Source organism: Streptomyces sp. NEAU-YJ-81, assembly GCF_017592595.1.
In the GTDB taxonomy this organism is placed as follows: domain Bacteria; phylum Actinomycetota; class Actinomycetes; order Streptomycetales; family Streptomycetaceae; genus Streptomyces; species Streptomyces hygroscopicus_B.
The window spans coordinates 134,942-158,712 of the sequence record NZ_JAGFNO010000017.1 but is presented as its reverse complement, the minus strand read 5'-3'; the positions used below and the strand labels follow the sequence as shown (position 1 = coordinate 158,712).

Below are 23,771 nucleotides of genomic sequence, written 5' to 3'. Positions count from 1 at the left end.
CGGGCGCACATACTAACCAGTCGGTACGAGCAGGGGAACCGCCACGGCCGTCAGCCATCCTGCCCGGCCCACCCGGCGGCGGATGAACTCTTGTGCAACTCTGGAGGCACCCTTGAGCCCGGTGCGTCGGCAGGTAAAGGTGGACGGCGACATATCGGCTCGTTTCACAGCGAGCCGTTGCCGGAACGGGACGGGAGAGAGACAGTGCCCGACGACAAGGCGATCAGCGAGGCCGAGATGGAGGCCCGGCTGCACGGCATCTGCTTCAAGACAGGGCCGCCGCGCCGCATCGGAGTCGAGCTCGAATGGCTCCTGTACGACCCGCACGTCCCCGCACGACCCATCGAGGCGGCCCGGCTCGAAGCCGCGGTCACCGCCCTGCGCGGACTGCCATTGCGGTCCGCCATCACCTTCGAACCCGGCGGCCAGGTGGAGCTCAGCTCCCTTCCGGCCGACTCCCTCACCGAGTGTGTGGAGTCCGCCGCCGCCGATCTGGTCCTCGTACGATCTCTTCTCGCCGGGCTCGGCCTCGGCCTGGCCGGCCATGGCCACGACCCCTGGCGCGCGCCGAGACGGTTCCTCACCACACCCCGGTACGAATGCATGGAGACCTACTTCGACCGCCGGGGGCCGGCCGGGCGCTCCATGATGTGCAGCACCGCCTCCGTGCAGGTCTGCGTGGACGCCGGACACGAGGAGCCCGGACCGCTCGGCATGGCACGGCGCTGGCGGCTCGCCCATCTGCTGGGCGCGGTGCTGACCGCCGCGTTCGCCAACTCGCCGCTGCGCCAGGGCCGCCCCACGGGCTATCGCTCCACCCGGCAGGCGGTGTGGACGGCGATGGAGCCCGGCCGCACCCACGCCCCGCCCGACGGCGGGGATCCCCGCACCGCCTGGGCGCACTACGTGCTGGACGCGCCCGTGATGGCCATCCGGGACGAGAAGGGGCCCTGGGCGGTGCCGTCCGGGGTGACCTTCCGCCAGTGGGCCCGGACGGGGCTGCCCCGGCCGCCCACCCTCGACGATCTCGACTTCCACGTCTCCACGCTCTTTCCCCCTGTCCGCCCGCGCGGCCATCTGGAACTGCGCATGATCGACGCGCAGAGCGGTGAGGACGGCTGGATCGTCCCGCTCGCCGTCACGGTCGCCCTCTTCGACGATCCGCAGGCTGCTGAAACGGTTTACCGGGTGGTGAAGCCGCTCGCCGAGACGGCGGGCGCACGCCCCGCACCTGGCAATCGGCTCTGGCGGGCCGCCGCGCGCCACGGTCTGGCCGAACCCGAGCTGCGCGCCGCCGCCGTCAGCTGCTTCGCCACGGCGCTGGACGCGCTGCCCCGCATCGGCGCCTCCCCCGCCATCACCGCCGCCGTCGCCGCCTTCACCGACCGCTATGTGGCCCGCGGCCGATGTCCCGCCGACGATCTGCTCGCTCCTCTCACCGGTAAGGAGGGACGGCCATGACCGCCCCCGATTCCGACCTCACGATCGATCCCGAGGCGCTGCGCCGGCGCGCCGAGCTGGCACTGCGCACCGCGCGCGACCGTACCCACGCCCTCACCACGTGCGTGGACGAGCCCGACCTCACCGCCCAGCACTCCCCCTTGATGTCCCCGCTGGTCTGGGATCTGGCGCATATCGGCAACCAGGAGGAGCAGTGGCTGCTGCGCGCGGTCGGCGGCCGTGACGCGCTGCGCCCCGAGATCGACTCGATCTACGACGCCTTCGAGCATCCGCGCGCCGAGCGGCCCGCCCTGCCGCTACTGGCGCCCGCCGAGGCCCGCGGCTATGTCCACGAGGTCCGCGGCCGGGTGCTGGACATTCTCGAGCGGATCGAGTTGCGCGGCGCCCCGCTGGTCGACGCGGGCTTCGCCTTCGGCATGATCGCGCAGCATGAGCAGCAGCACGACGAGACGATGCTCATCACCCACCAGCTTCGCCGCGGACCCGCCGCGCTCACCGCCCCGCCGCCGCCCGACACGGCGGACGGCGCGGCGCTGCCCGAGGAGGTGCTGATACCGGGCGGCCCGTTCACGATGGGCACCTCGACCGAGCCCTGGGCCCTGGACAACGAGCGGCCCGCGCACCACCGGCTAGTCCCGGCCTTCCACATCGACACCACACCGGTGACCAACGGCGCGTACGAGCGGTTCATAGCCGATGGCGGCTACGCCGAGCGGCGCTGGTGGACGGCCGAAGGATGGGCCTACATCCAGGAGCACGGCCTCGCCGCCCCGCTGTTCTGGCGGCGCGAGGGCGGGCAGTGGCTGCGCCGCCGGTTCGGGGTGACCGAGCCGGTGCCGCCCAACGAGCCGGTGGTGCATGTGAGCTGGTACGAGGCGGACGCCTATGCCCGCTGGGCGGGGCGGCGGCTGCCGACCGAGGAGGAGTGGGAGAAGGCCGCCCGCCACGACCCGGACAGCGGCCGGTCCCGGCGCTATCCGTGGGGCGACGCCGACCCGGCCCCCGACCAGGCCAACCTCGGCCAGCGCCATCTGCGGCCGGCACCGGCGGGAAGCTATCCGAAGGGCGCCTCCCCGCTGGGGGTGCGGCAGCTGATCGGCGATGTGTGGGAGTGGACCTCGAGCGACTTCCTGCCCTACCCGGGGTTCCGCGCCTTCCCGTACCGCGAGTACTCGGAAGTCTTCTTCGGCCCGGCGCACAAGGTGCTGCGCGGCGGTTCCTTCGCGGTGGACGAGGTCGTCTGCCGGGGCACGTTCCGCAACTGGGACCTGCCGGTCCGCCGCCAGATCTTCTCGGGTTTCCGCACCGCTCGGGACGCGTCCTGATGTGCAGGCATCTGGCGTATCTCGGGCCACGGACCCCCATCGGCGAGGTGGTCATGGCGCCCGAGCACAGCCTGTTCCGGCAGTCGTGGGCGCCGCGACGGCAGGCACACGGCACGGTCAACGCCGACGGGTTCGGCGTCGGCTGGTACGCGTCGGGCGACCCGGTGCCCGCGCGCTACCGCCGCGCCGGGCCCATCTGGGGCGATCTGTCGTTCGCCGACCTCGCCCGCGTGGTGCGGACCGGGGCGCTGATGGCCGCCGTAAGGGACGCCACCGAGGCGAGTGCGGACGGTGAGGCGGGCGCCTCGCCGTTCGCCGCCGGGACCTGGCTGTTCAGCCACAACGGGGCGATCCGCGACTGGCCGCACGCGGTCGCGGACCTCGCCGCCTCCCTGCCGCCCGCGGATCTGCTCGGCCTGGAGGCGCGGTGCGACTCGGCGTTCGTCTGGGCGCTGGTGCTGCGCCGGCTGCGGCTGGGCCACGAGCCGCCGGAGGCGCTGGCCGAGGCCGTCGAGCAGCTCGCCGGCGCGTCCCCCGACTCACGGCTGAACCTGCTGCTCATGGACGGAGAGACCATCGCCGCCACCGCCTGGGGCGACACCCTGTGGTACCTGGCCGAACCGGACCGGGCCGTGGTGGTGGCCTCCGAGCCGTACGACCAGGACCCCGGCTGGACGGAGGTCCCCGACCGCACCCTGCTCACCGCCACCCGCACCGATGTACTGCTCACCGCCCTTAAGGAGGCTTCCCGTTGAGCCCCTTCACCGTCACCCGCACCCTGCCCGCCGATGCCACCGCGGCCGCCCTGCGCGCCGATGTGGCCGACGGGCTGACCAGCACCCCCAAACAACTTCCGCCCAAGTGGTTCTACGACGCCCGGGGAAGCGCGCTCTTCGAAGAGATCACCCGGCTGCCGGAGTACTACCCGACCCGTGCCGAACGGGAGATCCTCATCGCCCGCGCGGCGGAGATCGCCGACGCCACCGGGGCCCGCACCCTGGTCGAACTGGGCTCCGGCTCCTCCGAGAAGACCCGCCATCTGATCCGGGCGCTGCCGGATCTGCGCGTCTACGTCCCCGTCGACGTGAGCGAGAGCGCACTGGAACTGGCCGGGGAGGCCCTGCTGGCCGAGCATCCACGGCTGACGGTGCACGCGCTGGTCGCCGACTTCATGAACGGGCTCGCGCTGCCCGACGACACCCCGGGTCCAAGGCTGCTGGCCTTCCTCGGTGGCACGATCGGCAATCTGCTGCCGGCCGAGCGGGCCGCCTTCTACGCCTCGGTGAGCGATCTGCTCGAGCCCGGCGACGCGCTGCTGGTCGGCACCGACCTGGTCAAGGACGAGGCCACGTTGGTCTCCGCCTACGACGACGCACAGGGGGTCACCGCGGCGTTCAACAAGAACGTGCTGGCGGTGCTCGACCGCGAACTGGGCGCCGACTTCGACCCCTCCGACTTCGACCACGTGGCGGTGTGGAACGCCGAGGAGGAGTGGATCGAGATGCGGCTGAGGGCCCGTAAGGACCTCACGGCGAAGATCCCCGCCATGGATCTCGCGGTCCATTTCGAGGCCGGGGAGGAGGTCCGTACGGAGGTGTCCAGCAAGTTCCGGGAGGAGAAGGTGCGGGCCGAACTGGCCGCCGCGGGGATGGACTCGCGGCGCTGGTGGACCGACGCGCAGGGCCGCTTCGCGGTGTCGCTGGCCGTCCGCCGCTGACCGCTCGACAGATCACCGCACGCTGCCGCCCGGGGCCTCCGCCCCGGGCGGCGGCACGTTCACGGATGGGGCGAGGCGATGTGGTGGCGGCTCGGCGCGCTCGCGGTGCGCGACGCCGCATCGGCGGCGCCCGCCGCCGTGTCGTTCGCCTGGCAGCCGGGACAGTCCGTCACCCTGCGTCCCGCTCGAACCACCGACAGAAATTGTGTGATGCACATCACATAAGCGGAAGAGGGCCGCAGCACAGCGCGCTGTGGCCCTCTTTCTAGGCGATCCCCCTCTTGTTGTGGCCAAATCGGCCCCCTTATCTTTGGCCCGCCCGGCAGCGCGCCGCACCCGGCAGCACGAGAAGGAGCCGTCCATGCCCTTACGGGGACGCCACCGCCGTTACAAGCCCAACCGCATCTCCCGTGCCTCACTGAGCGTCACGGCGGGCGGCGCCGGAATCGCCCTTCCGCTCATCGGCGCCGCGGGCGCGTCCGCGGCCTCGGGTGAGACCTGGGACAAGGTCGCCCAGTGCGAGTCCACCGACAACTGGGACATCAACACCGGCAACGGCTTCTACGGCGGGCTGCAGTTCACGCAGAGCACATGGGAGGCGTACGGCGGCAGCGCCTACGCGGGGCGGGCCGATCTGGCCACCAAGGACCAGCAGATCGCGATCGCGGAGAAGGTGCTCGACGGCCAGGGTCCCGGCGCCTGGCCGGTGTGCTCGGGGAAGGCCGGGCTGACGCGGGGCGACGCGGCGCCGCAGAGTGCGCCGGAGATCATCAAGACGTCCGCCGCCCCGGTCAAGAAGGCACAGCGGCCCGAGAAGGCCCAGCAGGCGGCGGCGAGCAAGCCCACACCCACCAGCCTCCCGGGGCACAACTCCACGAAGTCCGGCCGCTATGTGGTCGTCAGCGGCGACTCGCTGTCCGGTATCGCCGACTCCCACGATGTCACCGGCGGCTGGGAGGCGCTCTACGAGAGCAACCGCGAGGCGATCGGCGGCGATCCGGATCTGATCTACCCCGGCCAGAAGCTCTCTCTGAAGGGCGGTAAGGCCACCGCCAAGCCCAAGGCGGAACCCGAGCGCCACCACCAGACCAAGGAGAAGCCCAAGCCGAAGCCCAAGGCGAAGCCCGCGCCGCAGCCGAAGGCCGAGAAGCCCCACAACAGCCGGGAGCAGAACACCAAGCGCGTCGCCTCCTCGGGCTTCACCGCCCCCGTCAACGGCGTCAACCCGAGCACCGCCTACCGGGCGGCCGGCTCCAGTTGGTCGAGCGGCTATCACACGGGCGTGGACTTCCCCGTCGGCATCGGCACCTCGGTGAAGGCCGTGGGCACGGGCCACGTGGTCTCGGCGGGCTGGGGCGACGCGTACGGCTATCAGGTGGTCATCCGGCATCCGGACGGCAAGTACAGCCAGTACGCCCATCTCTCGCAGCTGTCGGTGCGGGCCGGGCAGAGCGTCAACGGCGGCCAGCAGATCGGCCGTTCCGGCTCGACGGGAAACGCCACCGGCCCGCATCTCCACTTCGAGATCCGCACCGGCCCCGGCTACGGCTCGGACGTCAATCCGCTCGCCTATCTGCGGTCACACGGCGTCAGCCTCTGATCCGGCGCCCGGGTGAGAGCCGGGGCAGGCGGGCGAATCGGGCCCCTGTGGTGAGCGTGGTGGCCACCGTGTGCCCGGAGATGCCGCCCAGCCCCGGCCCCGGGTGTGTGGACGCGCCGATGTGCCAGAGCCCGCGGATGTCGGTCGCATGCCGTCCGGAGGAGGGCAGCGGGCGCCAGAGAAAGCTCTGGTCGAGTTCGAGCGAGCCACCGTACGGGTCGCCGTCGACCGCGTTGGGGTTCCGGCGGGTGAGGTCCGGGGGCGCGATGACATCGACGGCGAGGACCTTGCCGGGCAGATCCGGGGCGTGCCGGGCAATCCGGCTCAGGACCCGGTCGGCGTAGCCCTGGGCCAGCTCCGGTGTCCAGCCCTGAGCGGTGTCCAGCTCACCGGCCGAGTCTCCGCGCGGGGTGAACGGCACCTCCTGCAACTGCAGCCACAGCGCGGCGGCCCCGGGCGGCACCCGGCTGGAATCCAGGACGTACTGCTGCCCGACGACCACCGTGGGCCGCCGGGGCAGAAGGCCCGCCTCGGCCTCGGCGCAGGCGATACCGGTGCTGCCGGACCCGTCGGAGAGATGCACGACCGGGATCGTGTTCAGACGCGCGTCGCGCCAGCCCAGCGGCCGGGACAGCGCCACATGGATCTGCATCGCGGCGCGGCCGTAGCGGAATCGCCGTGCTTCGTCCCGCAGTTCAGGCCGGACCGAGCCCTCCGGCAGGAGGGTGCCGTACAGGGCGGTGGGCGTCACCGAGGCGAGGACGGCGCGGCGGGCGCGGAAGACCCGGCCGCCGGACGCCACTCCTACGGCGCGCCCCTGCTCGACGAGGATGCGGTCGACCCGGGTGCCGGTCTCCACCCGTACCCCCGTCGTCGCCAGCAGCGACTTGAAGGCGTCCAGGAACCGGCCCGCACCCCCGGCCACCACCGGCACCCCGACGCCATGCAGGCCGGCGGCCAGCAACGTCATCACGAACGCGCCCGACGCGTGGTCCGGCGACAGCCCCGCGTGCAGCAGCCATGGGGCGAAGAGATGGTCCACCTCGTCCCCGCGGAACTCCGCACGGGTGTATCCACGGCCGTTGGCGGCCACCGAGCGCACCCACCGCTCCACCCCCCGCCGCCCGCCGCCACGGAGCAGCGCGGACGCGGGGCGGAAGACGGCCGGCGAGCGGAGCTCACCGTTCATCAGGCCGCTGATCGCCGCCATGTTGTCGCCCAGTCGGCCGAGCGCGGCCAGATACGCGGCCCTGTCCTCATCGTGCGCGAAACCCTCGGCGGTGCGCCGCGGATCGCGGTGGGCCAGGGTGACCCGGCCGTCGTCGGCCACGCTGGCGGTGACCCACTCGTCGGTGTTGCGGTACTCCAGCCCATGGCGGTGCAGCAGCTCCCCGAGACGCGCGTACGCCGGGCCGGAGACGAACAACGGATGCCATGAGGAGTAGGTGTCGTGGAGATAGCCGGGCAGGGTGCGCTCCTCGGTGGCGATGAACCCGCCGATGTTCGGCTCGCGTTCCACCAGGACGACGGACCATCCGGCCAGAGCCAGCTCCGCCGCGGCGACGAGGCCATTGACACCGGACCCGACGATGACGGCGTCCGCCTCGGCCATCTGGTGTCCCTCCTGCCGACCGTCACACAACAGGGCCCGTATGCCCGGATTCAGCATGCTATGCGAAGAACGCGGGGCGGGCCGAAGGCCGCAGGGCGGTGTCGTAGAAGGGGTGTCGTAGGGGGGTGCCAGACTCGCGCCCATGCAGACCCACCCCGTCCGCGCCCAGCTCGACATCCCCCACGACGATCCCCGGCTGCGCTACCCGGGCGCGGTGTCGCTGCAGCGCGGCCCCGGGTGGACCGCCCCCTGGCGGCTGCCGCGCGAGGAGGCGGCGCTGCACCTCCCCGGGGGCGGGCTGGGCCGGGCCGCGATGCCGTCCGGGGTGCGGGTGACGCTGCGCACCGACAGCGCCTCGCTCGTCTGCCGCTACCAGGCCGACCCCGCGCCCAGGCTGAACGGGCCCGAGGAGCGGGCCCGCCTCGATGTGCTGTGCGACGGGCGACCGGCCGCCACGGTGGAGCTGGAAACCCACGGCGGGGACGCGGAGTTCCGGTGCGACGGCCTGCCGGGGCGGATGGCGACGGTCGAGCTGTGGCTGCCCTTCTACCATCAGTTCCGGTTGCGCGGACTGTCCGTGGAGGCGGGCGCGGCCCTGGAAGGCGAGGCCCCCGGGCGGCAGCCGCGCTGGGTCCACTGCGGCAGCTCCATCTCTCAGGGGCGCGGCGCCGCGTCCCCCAGCCGGACCTGGACCGCCCTGGTGGCCCGGCGGGCCGGGTGGGATCTCACCTCGCTGGCCCTGGGCGCGTCGAGCTGTCTGGAGCCCATGACCGCGCGGCTGATGCGGGACCTGCCTGCCGATCTCCTCACCCTCTGCGTCGGGGTCAACGTCCAGGCGCTCGGCAGCCATAACCGCGACGCGCTGGTCTCGGCGCTCGTCGGTTTCGTGCGCACCGTGCGCGAGGGCCACCCCACGACCCCGTTCGCCGTGATGTCCACGATCACCGCACCCGAGCGGGAGGAGGCGCCGGGCCCTTCGGGGATGACGATGCGCGAGTGCCGGGCGCACATACGCCGGGCCGTGACGCTGCTGCGCGACCACGGCGACACGCGGCTGCACTACCTCCACGGCCCCGATGTGTTCGGCCCCGCCTGTACGCGGCTGATGCTGGAGCCCGAGGGCTCGGACCGCCTGCATCCCGCGGCCGCCGGCCATCCGGTCCTCGCCTCGCGCTTCACCACCCTGCTGCACCGGGCCCGCTGTGTGCCGATACTGATGACCGCGGCGGAGTAGCGGCTACGACGGCGATACGAGAGCCGCCGCCCCTTCGCCCGCGGCCCGCATCGCCCGCATCGCCCGCAAGGAGAGGAGAAGTGACGGAGCAGTCCCAGCGCGGCCTCGACCGCCACCGGCTGATGAAGGTACTCGCCGACCGGACGGAGGCCGGCAGCCTGCCCGGGGCACGTACGGACGGATACCGGGTGGTGCTGGCGATCGAGGGTGGCGGGATGCGCGGCACAGTGTCGGCCGGTATGGCGCTGGCCCTGCACGAGCTGGGGCTGCTGAACGCGTTCGACGCGGTGTACGGGGCCTCGGCGGGGGCCATCTCGGCGGCCTGGCTGGTCAGTTCGCGACCGGAGGGCCTGCACGGCTGGGCCGACCCCCGTTTCGCCAGTGCGCTCATCCGCAAGCGCAATCTGCTGCGCGGGCGCCCCATGGTCGATATCGAGACCCTGATCGAAGAGGTCTACATCCGTCAATTCCCGCTCGACTACGCCTCGGTGCTCGCCGCGCCCATCTCACTGCACCCACTGGCCACGGATCTCGAAACCGGCCAACCGGCGGATCTGCACGAGGAGTTGACGGACGAGGTCGCCCTCCGCCTCGCACTGCGGGCGAGCGCCGCGCTGCCGGTGCTGGCGGGAGGCCCCGTCACCCTCGGCGGGCGCCGCTTCTACGACGCCGGACTGGCCGAGTCGATCCCGTTCCGCCAGGCACTGCGGGACGGCGCGACCCACGTCCTCGTCCTCCGCAGCAGACCGCCGGCCGCGGCCCCCGCGCTCCGCGCCACCCCGTCGGTGGGCTCCCGGCTCGTCGCCGCGGTGGCCTTCCGCCAGTACACCCCTCAGTTCCGCGCCGCCTTCCTGAACCGGCCCGCCCGGCTCGCCGACGACGACCGGCTGCTGGCCGCCTACGACACCGACACCGCCGAAGCGCCCACGGACCCCGCGGTGCTGTCCGTCCGCCCCGATGCCGCGGCACCGTCCATCAGCCGCCTGGAAACGGACAGCGCTCTGCTGGAGGAGGCTCTCGAGGCGGGCCGCCGGGCCATCACGGCCCAGTTCGCCCCGGCGGCCCGCTCCTGAGCAGGGTGGCGGGCCTCCCCCGGCTCATCATCGTCGAGGAGGGGGTGCGGGTCGCCTCGTTCGCGCCGGCCCCCAGGCGTGAGCTGATCGACCGGCTGAAGGACGCGGGCGTGGTGGTCATCCCCTCCGTGGGCGCCCGGCGCCATGCGGAGAAGGTCGCGGGCTGGGGCGCGGACGCGGTGCTGGTGCAGGGCGCCGAGGGCGGCGGCCACCACCGTGCTGCTCCCCCAGGTCGTGGACGCGGTGGACATCCCGGTCGTGGCCGCGGGCGGCTTCCACGACGGACGGGGGCCGGCGGCCGCGCTCGCCTACGGGGCGGCGGGGATCGCGATGGGCACCCGGTTTGCGCTCACCTCCGACAGCACGGTCCCGGACGCCGTGAAGGCGCGCTATCTGCCGGCGGCGGTCACCGATGTCACCGTCACCACGGCGGTGGACGGGCTCCCGCACCGGATGCTCCGTAGCGAACTGGTCGACTCCCTGGAGCGCTCCGGCCGCACTGCCGCACCGCCGCGCTGCTGCGCGCCGTGCGCCATGCCGCCGCCTTCCGGCGGCCGGCCGGGCTGAGCCGGCCGCGGATGGTGCGCGACGGGCCGGCCATGCGGCACGGCAAAGACCTCACCTCGAGCCAGGTCCTGCTGGCCGCCACCACCCCGACGCTGCTCAAGGCGTCGATGGTCGACGGCCGCACCGACACGGAGGTGATGGCCTCCGGACAGGTGGCCGGGGTGATCGGGGATCTGCCCTGCTGCGCGGATCTGGTGGACCGGATCATGGCCGAGGCCGCCACGACCCCGGCCCGGCTGACCGGCGGTCGTACAGTGGGGTGAAAGCGGCCAGACCATGACACGGGTAGTGGGAGGTCATCATGGCCGATCCCAAGGGCTTCCTCACCACACCCCGTCGTCTTCCGCCCCGCCGTCCGGTGGACGAGCGGGTGCGGGACTGGAACGAGGTCCAGGCGCCCGGCGCCCTGCTGCCGATCATCAACGCCCAGGCGGACCGCTGCATGGACTGCGGCATCCCGTTCTGCCACGACGGCTGCCCGCTGGGGAACCTCATCCCGGAGTGGAACGACCTGGTCTCCCGTGACGACTGGCTGCGCGCGAGCGAGCGGCTGCACGCGACCAACAACTTTCCCGAGTTCACCGGCCGGCTCTGCCCGGCGCCGTGCGAGAGCGCCTGTGTGCTGGCCATCAACCAGCCGGCGGTCACCATCAAGAACGTCGAGGTGGCCATCGCCGACCGGGCCTGGGAGAGCGGATATGTGACCCCCAAGCCACCGGAGCGGCTGTCCGGCCGGACCGTCGCCGTCATCGGCTCGGGGCCCGCGGGCCTGGCCGCGGCCCAGCAGCTCACCCGCGCGGGACACACCGTGGCGGTGTACGAGCGCGACGACCGGGTGGGCGGGCTGCTCCGCTACGGCATCCCCGAGTTCAAGATGGAGAAGCGCCATCTGGACCGGCGGCTGGGGCAGATGCGGGCGGAGGGCACCAAGTTCCGTTCCGGCGTGGACGTCGGCACCGATCTGGACGCCGCCGAGCTCAGGTCGCGCTACGACGCGCTCGTGATAGCGGTGGGCGCCCGGGCCTGTCGCGAACTCCCCGTACCAGGAAGGGAGTTGGCCGGGATCCATCAGGCGATGGAGTATCTGCCGATGGCCAACCGGGTACGCGAGGGCGACTACGCCCGGGCGCCGATCACCGCCGAGGGCAAGCATGTGGTCATCGTCGGCGGCGGGGACACCGGCGCGGACTGCCTGGGTACCGTGCTGCGGCAGGGCGCCGCCTCCGTGACCCAGCTGGACATCCACCCCCGGCCCGGCGACGAACGGGCCGACGGCGAGCCCTGGCCCACCTACCCCAAGATCTACCGGATGTCCGCCGCCCATGAGGAGGCGCGGGAGCTGGCGGCCTCTCCGGAGGCGGACGTGGACGCGCGGGTCTTCTCCGCGACCACCGTCCGCTTCGAGGGGACGGCACCGGACGCGGAGCGGCCGCACGGCGGCGTCCGGGCGCTGCGCCTGATCGGGGCCCGGGCCGACGGGCAGCCCGGGCCGGACGCGGAGCGGGTGCTCCGGGCGGATCTGGTGCTGCTGGCCCTCGGCTTCCGTGGCCCGGAGCCGGACAGCGGGCTGTTCGACCAGCTCGGTCTTGAGCTCGACGAGTGCGGCACCGTCGCACGCGACGCGTCCTTCGCCACCGGCGCGGACGGGGTGTTCGTGGCGGGCGACGCGGGCCGTGGCCAGTCGCTGATCGTCTGGGCGATCGCCGAGGGCCGCTCCGCCGCGGCCGCCGTGGACCGCTATCTCGCGGGCTCCACGACACTCCCGGCGCCGGTCGGGGCGGCCGACCGCCCCATGACGGCCTGACGGGGCGGCGCTCCGATGGCCGACGCAGGTGGCCGACACCGGTGGCCGGACACCTGCGCACACAGACCCCAGCACCTGGAGCCCGACGCGCCCGGCCACCGGCGCGCGGAGGGCGGGCCGCCTGCCGCGGGTGCGCGGCGCGGGAATAGTGTGCGTCCATGATCTCGCAATCGCCCCTCCTCACCGTGGCCGACGGTGTGCACATCTGGTCCCCCACCCCGAGCGCCGGATGGGGTCTGGCCAACTGCGGTCTGATCGTCTCGCCCGACGGCGCCGCCGCCTGGGTCGACACCCCCTACGACCGGCGGATGGCCGGTGACTTCCTGGAACGCAGCCGGGCCCTGCTGCCCGGCGGGGCCCGGATCGAGCGGGTGATCGTCACCCATGCCAACGGCGACCACCTGTGGGGCGCGGAGGTCGTACCGGACGCGGAGATCGTCGCCACCCGCGAGGCGCTCGGCCATATCGAGTACGAGCCCTCGCCGCAGCAGCTGCACGCCCTGGTGCACGGCAGCGATCCGGCGACCCCGCTCGGCTGGTATCTCCAGCGGCACTTCGGGCGGTTCGACTGGTCGGGCACCGAGGTGGTCGAGCCGACGCTCACCTTCGTGGGCGAACTCGACCTGCGGGTGGGCCAGGTGCCGGTGCGGCTGTTCAGTCTGCCGTCCGCGCACACCGCGGGCGATCTGGTGGCGTATCTGCCGCGGCAGAAGGTGGCGTTCACCGGCGATGTCATCTTCGCCTCCGGTCCCCAGGACCCCGGCGACCACGCGGTGCACTGGGCGGGCCCCCTGGACAATGTGATCTCCGCCTGCGAGCGGGTGCTCGCGACCGGGGCCGAGGTGATCGTCCCCGGCCACGGGCCGGTCCTCGACCGGGAGGGGGTCCGCGGCCACATCGGCTATCTGGAGCATCTGCGGGACCGCACCCGGCAGCTGCACACGGCAGGGGTACCGGCCCTGGAGGCCGCCCGCGCCCTCATCGCCGAGAACACCTATCCGGCGCTGGGCCTGCCCGAGCGGCTGGTGATCACGGTGGGCTCGGAGTACCGGCATCTGAACGGCACGGACGAGGCGGCGGATCTCGTGGCCACCATGGCCGACCTCGCCCAGGTGGCGTGGGAGCGGCGCGAGGGCGCGCCGACGGCCTCGGCCTGACGGCATCCGCGGCGGAACGCGGGTGACGGGGGCCGCGGACGGCGGCCGGGGCCGGTCGACGGCGGTCCGTACGTCGCCGGTGTCACCGCGGGGCGCGTTCCGCGGCCGGGAGATCCTGCTCGGTCCAGATGATCTTGCCGTTCCTGGTGTAGCGGGTGCCCCAGCGCTGGACCATCTGGGCGACGAGGAACAGCCCGCGTCCGCCTTCGTCGGTGATGGCCGCCCGGCGCAGATGCGGTGCGGTGGTGCTGCCGTCGGCGACCTCGCAGATCAGCGCCCGGTTGCGCATCAGACGCAGCCGCACGGGGCCGACGGCGTGCCGGATGGCGTTGCCGAGCAGCTCGCTGACCACCAGCTCGGTGGTGAAGGCGGCCTCCTCCAGGTTCCAGTCGGCCAGGGTGCGGGCGACGGCCGCCCGCATCCGGGCCACGACCTCCGGGTCCGGCGGCAGCTCCCAGGAGGCCACCCGGCGCTCGTCCAGCGCGGTGGTACGGGCGATGAGCAGGCAGACGTCGTCGGTGCGGCGCGGCGACAGCAGGGCGGCCATCACGGCGTCGCAGGCCCGCTCCGGATCGGGGTCGGCATCGGCGAGGGCGTCACGCAGCTGGTCGAGCCCGGTCACGAGGTCCCGGTCGCGGTCCCGGACGAGTCCGTCGGTGTAGAGGACGAGGCGGCTGCCCTCGGGCAGCTCGGTCTCGGTCGCCTCGTAGAGCCGGCCGCCGAGTCCCAGCGGCGGTCCTGCGGGCAGGTCGAGGAAGGTCACGGAGCCGTCGGGGTGGACCAGGGCCGGGGGCGGATGACCGGCCCGCGCCAGGGTGCAGTGCCGGGAGGCCGGGTCGTAGACCGCGTACAGACAGGTGGCCCCCGCCGCCCCGACGCCGCCGTTCACGGCCGTCTCCTCCCGGTCGACCCGGTCGACCACGTCATCGAGCCGGGCCAGCAGCTCGTCGGGCGGAAGGTCCACGACGGAGAAGTTGAGCACGGCGGTGCGCAGCCGGCCCATGGTCGCGGCGGCGTGCAGTCCGTGGCCGACGACATCGCCGACGACGAGGGCGACCCGGGCCCCCGACAGGGGGATGACGTCGAACCAGTCGCCTCGCACCCCGCCGGGGGCGGGCAGATAGCGCTGGGCGGCGACGACGGCCTGCTGTTCGGGGCGGCCGCGTGGCAGCAGGCTCTCCTGGAGGGCCAGGGTGGTGGCGTGCTCGCGCGCGTAGCGGCGGGCGTTGTCGATGGCGACGGCCGCCTGGCCGGCCAGCTCCTCGGCGAAGGACCGGTCCTCCTCGTCGAACGGCGGGGCGTCCCCCGAGCGCCAGAACGCGACCTGGCCCAGCCGGACGCCGCGCCCGCTGAGCGGCACGGTCAGCAGCGAGCGGATGCCGTAGGCCACCAGCCATCCCACCCGCTCCGGGTCCTGCGGCGTCCAGTCGGGGTCGGACGGCAGCCGCTCCACGGCGAACACGCGCGCCTGGCCGGTGCCGCCGGCCCGCTGGGTGACGGGGAAGGCGGAGACGTGCTCGCCGACACGGCGCAGCGGGGCGTCCTGCCGGATGCCGCTGAAGGCGGCCCGGCGCAACGACGAATCCTGGTCGCCCGGCTCCCCGCCGCGCAGTACGGCCTCGTGCAGATCGACGGTGGCGTAGTCGGCGAAGCGCGGCACGGCGACCCGGGCCAGTTCCTGGGCGGTCCCTTCCATGTCGAGGCTGCTGCCCACGCGGACACCGGCCTCGTAGAGCAACTGAAGGCGTGCGTAGGCCAGGTCGGCCTTGTCCGTCAGGGCGCGCAGCTCGGTGGTGTCCCGAAGGGTGGCGACGCTGCCCCAGGGCGCTCCGTCCCGCTCCGCCGGGCGCTGGTTGACCGCCAGCAGCCGGTCCCCGACCTGATACACCGCGTCGGTGGCCGCACGGCCGGAAGCGAGCAGCCCGGCGAGCTCCGAGGGCAGGCCGGCGTCGGTGATCTGCCGTCCGTGCGCGTCGGGCGTGAGGCCCAGCAGATGCAGCGCCTCGTCGTTGGCGAGCAGCAGCCGCCCCTCGTCGTCGACGATCAGCACCCCCTCCTTGACGCTGCGCAGCACGGCGTCGTGGTGTTCGTACATCCTGGTGATCTCGGCGGGGTCGAGCCGGTGGGTCTGGCGCCGCAGCCGCCGGGCCACGAGTGCCGCACCACCCCCGCCCAGGACGAGGGCGAGCGCCGTGGAGCCGTAGATCACCGGCAGTTGGCGGCCGACCGTCCGGGCCACGGAGGGGATGGAGACCCCGGCATTGACGATGCCGATCACCCGGCCCCGGGCGTCGGTGACCGGCACGGCGGCACGGATCGAGGGGGCCGAGCGGGTGATGCCCGGGACCTTGTCGGTGAAGGTCCGGCCCGCCGTGGCTGGATAGAGGCTGCGGTCGATGTGCTTGCCGAGCAGCTTCGGATCGGGATGGGTCCAGCGGATGCCCCGAGGGGAGGTCACCACGATGTAGTCGACGTCGGTCCGGCTCCGTACCTTCTCGACGAAGGGCTGGAGGGTTGTGGAGGGGTGGCGGGACTCCAGCGCCCGCTGGACGCCGGGGGCGAGGGCGACGGTCCGCGCGACGGTCAGGGCACTGACCCGGGCCTGGCTGTCCCCGCTGCTGCGGGCCTGGAGGGACAGCGTGGCACCCGCGGCGAGCACCAGGAGCGTCACGATGATCAGCATCAGGGCGCACACCTGCCCGCCGACACTGCGCGAGCCCAGCGCCGAGCGCACCTTCACATGCTCTGTCTAGCGCATATCCCCGGGTCGCACACCCGGTGGCGGCCGGGGCGGGGCATCGGCGGTCACAGATTGATCATGTGTCCGGCGAGCCCGTGGACGGCCTCCTTCACCGCCTCGCTGAGGGTCGGATGGGCGTGGATGTTGCGGGCCACCTCGTGCACGGTCAGATCCCACTGCTGGGCGAGGGTGAGCTCGGGCAGCAGCTCGGTGACCTCGGGGCCGATGAGATGGCCGCCCAGCAGCTCGCCGTGGCGGCCGTCGCTGATGAGCTTCACGAAGCCGACCGGGTCGCCGAGGCCCTGGGCCTTCCCGTTGGCGGTGAACGGGAACTTCGCCACCCGGACGTCGAAGCCGCGCTCCCGCGCCTGGGCCTCGGTCCAGCCGAAGCTGGCGATCTGCGGCTGGCAGAAGGTGGCGCGCGGGATCATCACGTAGTCGAGCTCCATGGTCTCGGCCCCGGCGATGGTCTCCGCCGCGACGATGCCCATGGCCTCGGCGGCGTGCGCCAGCATCAGCTTGGCGGTGACATCGCCGATGGCGAAGATGTGCGGCACATTGGTGCGGCAGAGGCCGTCCACGTCGATGGCACCCCGCTCGGTCAGCCGGACGCCGGTGTGCTCCAGCCCGTATCCGTCCACCCGCGGCCGGAATCCGATGGCCTGCAGCACCCGGGCGGCCTGCAGGGTCTGCCGCTGGCCGCCCGTGGTCACCATGACCTTGACCGCGGGGCCCGCGTCGTTGATCGCCTCCACCCGGGTGGAGGTCAGGATGTTCATGCCGAGCCGGCGGAAGCGGCGGGTGAGCTCGGCGGAGACCTCCTCGTCCTCCAGGGGCACGATCCGGTCCATGAACTCCACCAGCGTCACCTGCACCCCGTAGCTGTGCATGATGTACGCGAACTCCACGCCGATGGCGCCCGCGCCCGCGATCAGGACGCTGCCGGGCAGGGTGGGGGCGAGGATCTGCTCCTCGTAGGTCACCACCCGCTCGCTGAGGGAGGTGCCGGGCAGCAGATTGGTGAGCGAGCCCGTGGCGATGACGCAGTGGTCGAAGGTGACCGTCTCCGTGTCACCGCCGGTGAGGGTGACCCGCAGTTCGTGGGGTCCGGTGAAGGTGCCCCGTCCCTCGTACTTGGTGATCTTGTTCTTCTTCATCAGATAGTGGACGCCCTTGACCCGTCCGTCGGCCACCTTGCGGCTGCGCTCGAACGCTTCGCGGTAGTCCACGGTCACATCGCCGTTCACCCGGATGCCGAAGTTCTCGGCCTCATGGATGAACAGATGGGCCAGCTCGGCGTTGCGCAGCAGGGCCTTGGACGGGATGCAGCCCACGTTCAGGCAGACGCCGCCCCAGTAGCGTTCCTCGACGACGGCCGTGGTCAGGCCCAGCTGGGCGGCGCGGATCGCGGCGACATAGCCACCCGGGCCGGCTCCCAGAACCACCACGTCGAAATGTGCGCTCATGCGTCGCACCTTAGACATTAGAGTCGGGGTATGGCTTCAGACGAGGGGTCCGTACGGGTGGACAGCTGGATCTGGTCCGTGCGGCTGACCAAGACGCGTTCCATGGCGTCCTCGGCCTGCCGCGCGGGGCATGTCCGGGTCAACGGCGAGCGCGTCAAGCCCGCGCACGCGGTGCGGCCCGGAGACGAGGTGCGGCTGCGCCATGCGGGGCGCGACCGGGTCGTGGTCGTCTCGCGCATCGTGCGCAAGCGGGTCGGCGCGCCGGTGGCCGCGGAGTGCTTCGTCGACAACAGCCCGCCTCCGCCGCCGCGCGAGCACGCCGTGCCGATCGGGCTGCGCGACCGCGGGACGGGCCGCCCCACCAAGCGCGACCGGCGCGAGATGGAGCGGCTGCGCGGTACGCCCGGCGACATCGGCTGAGAGCCGGTCGGTCCACCGAGATCCGGTCAGTCCACCGAGATCCTTACGGGGCCGCCGTGTGCGTCGGCCCCGGCGATCCAGTCGGCGGGCACGTAAAACGGGCGGCCCGGCGCCACCGTGCGGGGAAGGCGCCCGCGGTGCAGCGTCCGGCCGTCCTGGCAGACGGTGAGCACCGGCCGGGTCAGGAACCGCGTGGTGCGCAGGGTGAACCGGCCGCGCGGCGGGCGGGGCCCGTCCGGGGCGATCCGGTTGGGTGAGACCCACAGCAGCGGCGCCTCGACCCGCACGGGCAGCGCACCCGGGGTCCACGGCCGGCCGGCGAGATGGCGCAGTACGGGCCCGGCGGCCAACCGGCCGTCGAGGGCGGCGATATCGGCGGTCTCGACGGGGTGCAGCAGATTGCCCACGGCGAAGACCCCGGGTTCGCCGGTGCGGAACTCGGCGTCGGCCGCGGGGCCCCGGGTGCCGGGGTCGAGGGCGATCCCGGCGCTTCTGGCCAGTTCGTGGTCGGGGATCCAGTCGCCGGTGAACACGACGGTGTCGCAGACGACGGCCGCCGTCCTGCCGTCCCGGTGCCGCAGCCGCACGCTCTCCAGCCGCCCCTGGCCGGTCAGTTCGGCCACGGTGGCGTCGGTGACCAGCGGAAAGCCATAACGCAGCCGGGTGCCGAGATGGCGCGCCGGGTGGGTCTGGTGGCGGGGCTGGTCGGTGACCATGGCGGCGACCTCGGCCCCGGCCCGGCGCAGGGTGGCCACCGCGGAGTAGCTGACGCGTTCCGCGCCGACGATGACGGCGCGTCGGCCGACGTTCTGATGGTGCAGATGGACGGCCTGCTGCAGCTGTCCGGTGGTGAGGACACCCGCCGGCCGGGTGCCGGGCACCAGCCGGGCGCTGCGGGGGCGTTCCCGGGCGCCGGTGGCCAGGACGACGGCCGTCGCGGTGATCCGCTCCAGGCCCGTCGGGCCGGTGATGTCCACGGTCCTCGGCGCCGCCCAGCCCGTGGCCGTGACCGAGGTGCGCAGCACCGCTCCGGCGCGGATGGCGGCGGCGATGTGGTGGCGGGCGTAGTCGGGGCCGGTCATCACCCGGCGCAGATCGCGCAGTCCGAACCCGGTGTGGTGGCAGTGGCGGGGAATGCCGCCCGCGTGCTGTTCGCGGTCGAGGACCTCGACCCGGTCCACCCCGGCGGCGGCCAGCCGCGCGGCGAGTGCGAGTCCGGCCGGTCCGGCCCCGATGACCAGCACGTCGACGGTGCGGTGGGTACGGTCGGTGGGGGTCATCGCCGGGCCTCCGTCCGGTCCTGGGCCGCGGTGGCCGCGTCGAACTGGGCGCGCACCGCGGCGCCGCAGAAGAATCCCTGGCAGCGCCCGCCGAGGGCCCGGGTGCGGCGCCGGAGGCCGTCGAGCGAGCCCGGTGGCACGGTGGCGGTCAGCGCGTCGCGGATCTCGCCCCGGGTGACGCGTTCGCAGTGGCAGACCACGGTGCCGTACGCGGGGTCGGCGGCGATGAGATCGGCGCGCTGGTAGGGGCGCGGGAACGCCTCGCCGATGGTGGGCATCCGCACGGGCTCGATCTCCCGCTCGGGCCCGGGGTCGAGACCGCACTCGGTGAGAAGCTCCGCCACATGTGCGGCGATCGCCATCGAGGCGGTGAGTCCGGTGGAACGGATGCCGCCCACGGCGACATACCGCCGGCCGGGGTCGGCGTGGATCTGGAAGTCGCCGTGCTCGGTGGCGGCGCGCAGCCCGGCGTAGACCGCGGTGACCTCCTCCGCCAGCAGCTCCGGCATGATCCGCGCGCCCTTCTCCCGGAGCGAGGCCAGTCCGTCCGCCGACGATCCGGTGGCGGTCTTGTCGCCGAGGTCCTCGGCGGTGGGGCCGAGCATCACATTGCCGTACACGGTCGGCGCCACCAGCACGCCCTTGCCGAGCGCGGTGGGCACCGGCAGCAGGATATGGTCCACCAGGCCGCGGGCGAACTTGTCGAAGACGATCAGCTGGCCGCGGCGCGGGGTCACGGTGAACTCATCGTGGCCGAGCCGCCGGTTGATCTCGTCCGAGTACAGCCCCGCGGCGTTGACCAGGTGACGGGTGCGCAGCACCCCGCGCGGGGTGGCGATCTCGTGGTGGTCCGCGCCGGTGGTGATGGCCCCGGCCGGGCAGTTCAGATGCAGGGCGACGCCCGCGCGCACCGCCTGGGTGGCGTAGGCGAGCGTCGTCGTCCAGGGGCAGATGATGCTCTCCCCGGGGACTTCGAGCGCGCCGAGGGCGCCCGGTCCCAGATGGGGTTCGCGGGCGTAGACCGCCTCCGCGTCGAGGATGCTCGTCTCGTCGTAGCCGTTGCGCACGGCCTTCTCGGCGAGTGAGGGCAGTGCGGCGAGCTGTTCGGCGTCCCAGGCGACGAGGAGCGCGCCGAGCGGTTCGAGCGGGATGCCGGTCTCGGCGGCGTAGGCGGTCAGCCGCTGGTAGCCCTCGCGCACCAGACGGGCCTCCAGGGTGCCCGGGGTGGCGTCGAAACCGGTGTGCAGGATCGCGGTGTTGGCCTTGGAGGTGCCGTTCCCGACATCGTCGGACGCCTCGACGAGGGCGATCCGCAGCCGGTGGCGGGCCAGTTCGCGGGCGATGGCGGTGCCGACCACCCCGGCGCCGATGATGGCCACGTCGTAGACCTCGCCGGGGAGGTCACCCGTGGTCGTGACGGTCATTGTGGTCCCTTGCTCGGTGGTGCGAACGGCTCCTGGCGCGCGGCGGTCCTGGGCGGATGTCCTCAGCGGGGTCCTCAGTCGTGGGCGGCGGCCGTCGGCGCCTGGTCCAGCAGCGCGGCCACGGCCGAGCGGAAGCCGGCCAGGCGCTCGGCGGCCCGCTCCGCGCTGATCCGCGGTTCGTAGACGGCGGCGGGCTCCCACGCCGGGACCGCCTCCTCGACCGTCAGGCCCGGGTCGAGCCCCAGCCGCGCGGCGGCTCCCACGCCCAGCGCCGTGACATCCGGCAGCGCCGACACCTCCACCGGCCGCTGCAGCAGGTCGGCCTGGGTCTGCATCAGCAGCGCCGAGCGGGTCAGCCCCCCGTCGACCCGCAGGACGGTCAGCGGCGCGCCCAGGTCGGAGGCGGCCGCCTCGGCGATCTCCACCACCTGGGCGGCGATGCCCTCGCACAGGGCGCGCACCAGATGCCCGGCGGTGGTGTCGAGGCCGAGCCCGGTCAGCGAGCCCTTGAGGTCGCCGCGCCACCACGGCGCCGCGAGTCCGGCGAGCGCCGGTACGAAGGTGACTCCCCCGGTGTCGGACACGGTCCGGCCGACCGGGTCGAGGTCCTGGGGCCCTTGGATCACCCCCAGGTCGCTGAGCCAGCGCACCGCGGAGGCGGCGGTGTACACCTGGCCGTCCAGGCAGTAGCTGGTACGCCCGCCGAACCGCCAGGCCACGCAGGAGACCAGGCCATGAGGGCCACGCCGGGGCCGGTCGCCGGTCTGGGCGAGGAGGAAGGCCCCGGTGCCGTAGGTGCACTTGGCGGTGCCCGGCTCGGTCACCCGCTGCGCCAGCAGCGCGGCCTGCTGGTCGACGAGGAGCCCGGTGAGCGGGACCTCGCCGCCGAAGGCCGTGGTGGTGCCGACGGGCCCGGCGGCGTCGACGACGCGCGGCAGCCGTTCGGCGGTCAGCCCGTAGAGGTCCAGCGCCTTGGGGGACCAGGCGACACGGTCGAGGTCGAGCAGCCCGGTGCGCCCCGCGGTGGCGGCGTCGGTGACGAACGCGCCGGTGAGCCGGTGGATCAGCCAGGCGTCGCTGGTGGTGACCACGCCCTCGCCGGTCAGATGGCGCCGGATCCATGCCATCTTGGGCGCGGCGAAGTACGGATCGAGCGGCAGTCCGGTGAGTTCGCGCAGTGTCTCGGCGTGCGGCGCGAGCTGCTCGCACACCGTCCGCGCCCGCCGGTCCTGCCAGACCAGCGCGTCGGTCAGTGGGTCGCCCGTGACGGGGTCCCAGGCCAGCACGGTCTCGCCCTGGTTGGCCAGCCCGACCGCCACGACCGGCTCCCCCGCGGCCGCGAGCGCCTGGCGTCCGGCCTCGAGGACCGAGGTGAGCAACGCGGCCGGATCGACCTCGACCAGCCCACCGGGCAGATAGCGGGGGCGCACGGAGACCTCGGCGGAGCCGATCACCCCGCGCTCGGGACACAGCACCAACGCCTTGGTGCCCGAGGTGCCTTGGTCGACGGCGAGGACCGGGCCGGTCGCGGGGTCGGCCGGGGTGCGGTGGCGACGCTCTGCAGGCAGCATGTCCGGTTCTTCGCTCGGGACTGGTGGATCGCTTCGGCTCGGGGACGGTGCGCGGAGATCTTGCCGGAAAGCCTGGTGCAGTCACCGGGCGGGCGTCAAGACGGCCGGTCCGGGCACGCCCGTGGTCCCCCGTGCCCGAGTCGCCGCGGCGGGACTATAGGATCCCTGCAACCACCCCCCAGGCCCCTCGTTCTCCGCGTCCGGTACGTCAGCTCCGTACGAAAGTCATCCGATGCCCGAGGAAGAGTTCCGCCCCGTGTACCACCCCGCGGGGTATGACGGCGGACTGCGCATCGCGCTGCAGGATCTGCGCACCGGACGCTGGATATCGATGCGCAATCTGCTCGCGGAGACTCCCACGTGGGCGCTGTGGACCCAGCGCACCCAGGTGCTGGCCACGGCCGCCGCCGGATCCAACGTGGTGGACGCGTGGCGGGCCGAGGAGCCGCAGAGCGTGGCGGCGCTGGTGATGGGCGCCCGGGTGGGGGTGGAACGCGCGGTGCGCGCACACCGCGAGGGACATCCCCGCACCCGGGAGCTGTGGCGGGAGGCGTGGCAGTCCTGCCAGCTGGCCGCGCACCACTCCCCGGCGGATCCGGTGCCGTGGGTGTGTCTGCTGGCCCTGGCCCAGCTGGACAAGGAGCAGCGGCAGGAGGAGCACCGGGTGCCCCCGCCCGGTCCGCTGCTGTTCCCCGGGCCCTGGGGGCTGCTGGCGGAGGCCGACCGGCGCGATCCGCACAACCGCGAGGCGTACCACCGGATGCTGCAGTTCGTGTACGCCCGGCGGGCCGGAGGTTCGCTGGCCGAGGCGGTCAACTTCGTGCAGTGGGTGTCCTCGGGCGCGCCCGGGGAGTCCGCGCTGCAGGTGCTGCCGCTGTATGTGCACGTCGAGCGGTACCGCGAGGAGCGGGGCTACGAGAAGGCGCTCGACCTGCACTGGGCCACCGAGGACGCCACCCGGGACGCCCAGAAGGCGCTGCACGGCTGGTTCGACCACGCGGATCTCACGACGAGTTCACTGCTGGATCTCAACCATCTGGCGCACGCCCTGTGGGGCGCGCTGCGATTCTCCGACGCGGCCCGCGTCTTCGAGGCGCTGGGGCCGTACTTCACCCCGCTCCCCTGGGCCTACCGCACCCCCGACCCCGGCGACCGCGCCGTAGCTGAAGAAATGTTTCTTCGCGCCCGGGTCCGCTCGCTGGCCGGCGCCCGTGGGCCAAGACCCGGGGTCAACGGCTGAGCCGGGGTCCTCCCCGGCGTTTCCGACCACCGCTCCCCCATCCGCCCTTCTGCCAGACCGATTTCCCCACCTGTACCACC

General features: G+C 73.3%; 17 protein-coding genes and 1 pseudogene. 12 read left to right on the top strand and 6 right to left on the bottom strand.

Annotation, left to right across the window (positions count from 1 at the left end; genetic code table 11):
* The first annotated feature begins 204 nt into the window (after positions 1–204).
* The 5 genes from egtA (at position 205) to J5X86_RS30585 (ending at position 6,103) form a co-directional block, all read left to right on the top strand.
* Positions 205–1,461, top strand: coding sequence for an ergothioneine biosynthesis glutamate--cysteine ligase EgtA (gene egtA, locus J5X86_RS30605; protein ID WP_208519935.1), 1,257 nt, complete (start codon positions 205–207; stop codon positions 1,459–1,461).
* A complete protein-coding gene (egtB, locus tag J5X86_RS30600; protein WP_208519934.1) occupies positions 1,458–2,786 on the top strand; it encodes an ergothioneine biosynthesis protein EgtB in 1,329 nt (442 codons plus the stop codon). The genes egtA and egtB overlap by 4 nt, the downstream gene beginning before the upstream one ends.
* Positions 2,786–3,541, top strand: coding sequence for an ergothioneine biosynthesis protein EgtC (egtC, locus tag J5X86_RS30595; protein ID WP_208519933.1), 756 nt, complete (start codon positions 2,786–2,788; stop codon positions 3,539–3,541). Before egtB ends, egtC begins: the two co-directional genes overlap by 1 nt.
* Positions 3,538–4,503, top strand: a complete 966-nt coding sequence (gene egtD, locus J5X86_RS30590) for an L-histidine N(alpha)-methyltransferase (protein ID WP_078646044.1) — start codon at positions 3,538–3,540, stop codon at positions 4,501–4,503. The genes egtC and egtD overlap by 4 nt, the downstream gene beginning before the upstream one ends.
* Positions 4,504–4,864: 361 nt before the next feature.
* Positions 4,865–6,103, top strand: a complete 1,239-nt coding sequence (locus tag J5X86_RS30585) for a transglycosylase family protein (RefSeq protein WP_208519932.1) — start codon at positions 4,865–4,867, stop codon at positions 6,101–6,103.
* Here the strand turns inward: J5X86_RS30585 and J5X86_RS30580 are convergent.
* Positions 6,093–7,715 (bottom strand): NAD(P)/FAD-dependent oxidoreductase, encoded by a 1,623-nt coding sequence (locus tag J5X86_RS30580; protein WP_208519931.1) that lies wholly within the window; start codon positions 7,713–7,715, stop codon positions 6,093–6,095. The two genes, J5X86_RS30585 and J5X86_RS30580, sit on opposite strands and share 11 nt — an antisense overlap.
* Before the next feature lie 142 nt (positions 7,716–7,857).
* On the opposite strand from J5X86_RS30580, the gene J5X86_RS30575 reads away from it, so the two are divergent.
* The 5 genes and pseudogenes from J5X86_RS30575 (at position 7,858) to J5X86_RS30555 (ending at position 13,550) form a co-directional block, all read left to right on the top strand.
* Positions 7,858–8,949: an SGNH/GDSL hydrolase family protein gene (locus J5X86_RS30575; RefSeq protein ID WP_208519930.1), complete on the top strand. Its 1,092-nt coding sequence runs from the start codon at positions 7,858–7,860 to the stop codon at positions 8,947–8,949.
* 80 nt (positions 8,950–9,029) lie between these two features.
* Positions 9,030–10,022, top strand: coding sequence for a patatin-like phospholipase family protein (locus J5X86_RS30570; RefSeq protein WP_208519929.1), 993 nt, complete (start codon positions 9,030–9,032; stop codon positions 10,020–10,022).
* 26 nt (positions 10,023–10,048) lie between these two features.
* Positions 10,049–10,852, top strand: a pseudogene (locus tag J5X86_RS30565) (NAD(P)H-dependent flavin oxidoreductase); the annotation flags it as partial.
* Between the two features lie 38 nt (positions 10,853–10,890).
* Complete coding sequence (locus tag J5X86_RS30560) at positions 10,891–12,393, top strand: glutamate synthase subunit beta (RefSeq protein ID WP_208519928.1); 1,503 nt, start codon at positions 10,891–10,893, stop codon at positions 12,391–12,393.
* A gap of 158 nt (positions 12,394–12,551) precedes the next feature.
* Positions 12,552–13,550 carry an MBL fold metallo-hydrolase gene (locus J5X86_RS30555; RefSeq protein WP_208519927.1) on the top strand — a complete coding sequence of 333 codons (999 nt, stop codon included), beginning with the start codon at positions 12,552–12,554 and terminating at the stop codon, positions 13,548–13,550.
* Between the two features lie 82 nt (positions 13,551–13,632).
* Here the strand turns inward: J5X86_RS30555 and J5X86_RS30550 are convergent, their stop codons facing one another.
* Positions 13,633–16,290, bottom strand: coding sequence for a SpoIIE family protein phosphatase (locus tag J5X86_RS30550; protein WP_308124781.1), 2,658 nt, complete (start codon positions 16,288–16,290; stop codon positions 13,633–13,635).
* 65 nt (positions 16,291–16,355) lie between these two features.
* The gene (gene lpdA, locus J5X86_RS30545) at positions 16,356–17,756 is read right to left on the bottom strand and encodes a dihydrolipoyl dehydrogenase (protein WP_208519926.1); all 1,401 of its coding nucleotides are present in this window, start codon (positions 17,754–17,756) and stop codon (positions 16,356–16,358) included.
* Between the two features lie 30 nt (positions 17,757–17,786).
* Between lpdA and J5X86_RS30540 the strand changes: the two genes are divergently transcribed.
* Positions 17,787–18,176, top strand: a complete 390-nt coding sequence (locus J5X86_RS30540; protein ID WP_208519925.1) for an RNA-binding S4 domain-containing protein — start codon at positions 17,787–17,789, stop codon at positions 18,174–18,176.
* 26 nt (positions 18,177–18,202) lie between these two features.
* On the opposite strand, the gene J5X86_RS30535 is transcribed toward J5X86_RS30540, so the two are convergent.
* The 3 genes from J5X86_RS30535 to J5X86_RS30525 form a co-directional block, all read right to left on the bottom strand.
* Complete coding sequence (locus tag J5X86_RS30535) at positions 18,203–19,456, bottom strand: NAD(P)/FAD-dependent oxidoreductase (RefSeq protein ID WP_208519924.1); 1,254 nt, start codon at positions 19,454–19,456, stop codon at positions 18,203–18,205.
* Positions 19,453–20,880 (bottom strand): NAD(P)/FAD-dependent oxidoreductase, encoded by a 1,428-nt coding sequence (locus J5X86_RS30530; protein WP_208519923.1) that lies wholly within the window; start codon positions 20,878–20,880, stop codon positions 19,453–19,455. The genes J5X86_RS30535 and J5X86_RS30530 overlap by 4 nt, the downstream gene beginning before the upstream one ends.
* A gap of 74 nt (positions 20,881–20,954) precedes the next feature.
* Positions 20,955–22,451: an FGGY family carbohydrate kinase gene (locus tag J5X86_RS30525; protein ID WP_208519922.1), complete on the bottom strand. Its 1,497-nt coding sequence runs from the start codon at positions 22,449–22,451 to the stop codon at positions 20,955–20,957.
* A 232-nt stretch (positions 22,452–22,683) separates the two neighbouring features.
* On the opposite strand from J5X86_RS30525, the gene J5X86_RS30520 reads away from it, so the two are divergent.
* Positions 22,684–23,691, top strand: a complete 1,008-nt coding sequence (locus J5X86_RS30520) for a hypothetical protein (RefSeq protein ID WP_208519921.1) — start codon at positions 22,684–22,686, stop codon at positions 23,689–23,691.
* Positions 23,692–23,771 lie beyond the last annotated feature (80 nt).

Bases quoted from the DNA above. Each gene is read 5' to 3' on its own strand.
- J5X86_RS30560 (WP_208519928.1), top strand. From the start codon at position 10,891: ATGGCCGATCCCAAGGGCTTCCTCACCACACCCCGTCGTCTTCCGCCC.
- J5X86_RS30575 (WP_208519930.1), top strand. From the start codon at position 7,858: ATGCAGACCCACCCCGTCCGCGCCCAGCTCGACATCCCCCACGACGAT.
- J5X86_RS30520 (WP_208519921.1), top strand. From the start codon at position 22,684: ATGCCCGAGGAAGAGTTCCGCCCCGTGTACCACCCCGCGGGGTATGAC.
- J5X86_RS30555 (WP_208519927.1), top strand. From the start codon at position 12,552: ATGATCTCGCAATCGCCCCTCCTCACCGTGGCCGACGGTGTGCACATC.
- J5X86_RS30535 (WP_208519924.1), bottom strand. From the start codon at position 19,456: ATGACCCCCACCGACCGTACCCACCGCACCGTCGACGTGCTGGTCATC.
- J5X86_RS30530 (WP_208519923.1), bottom strand. From the start codon at position 20,880: ATGACCGTCACGACCACGGGTGACCTCCCCGGCGAGGTCTACGACGTG.
- egtB (WP_208519934.1), top strand. From the start codon at position 1,458: ATGACCGCCCCCGATTCCGACCTCACGATCGATCCCGAGGCGCTGCGC.
- J5X86_RS30585 (WP_208519932.1), top strand. From the start codon at position 4,865: ATGCCCTTACGGGGACGCCACCGCCGTTACAAGCCCAACCGCATCTCC.
- J5X86_RS30540 (WP_208519925.1), top strand. From the start codon at position 17,787: ATGGCTTCAGACGAGGGGTCCGTACGGGTGGACAGCTGGATCTGGTCC.
- J5X86_RS30525 (WP_208519922.1), bottom strand. From the start codon at position 22,451: ATGCTGCCTGCAGAGCGTCGCCACCGCACCCCGGCCGACCCCGCGACC.
- egtC (WP_208519933.1), top strand. From the start codon at position 2,786: ATGTGCAGGCATCTGGCGTATCTCGGGCCACGGACCCCCATCGGCGAG.
- lpdA (WP_208519926.1), bottom strand. From the start codon at position 17,756: ATGAGCGCACATTTCGACGTGGTGGTTCTGGGAGCCGGCCCGGGTGGC.
- J5X86_RS30580 (WP_208519931.1), bottom strand. From the start codon at position 7,715: ATGGCCGAGGCGGACGCCGTCATCGTCGGGTCCGGTGTCAATGGCCTC.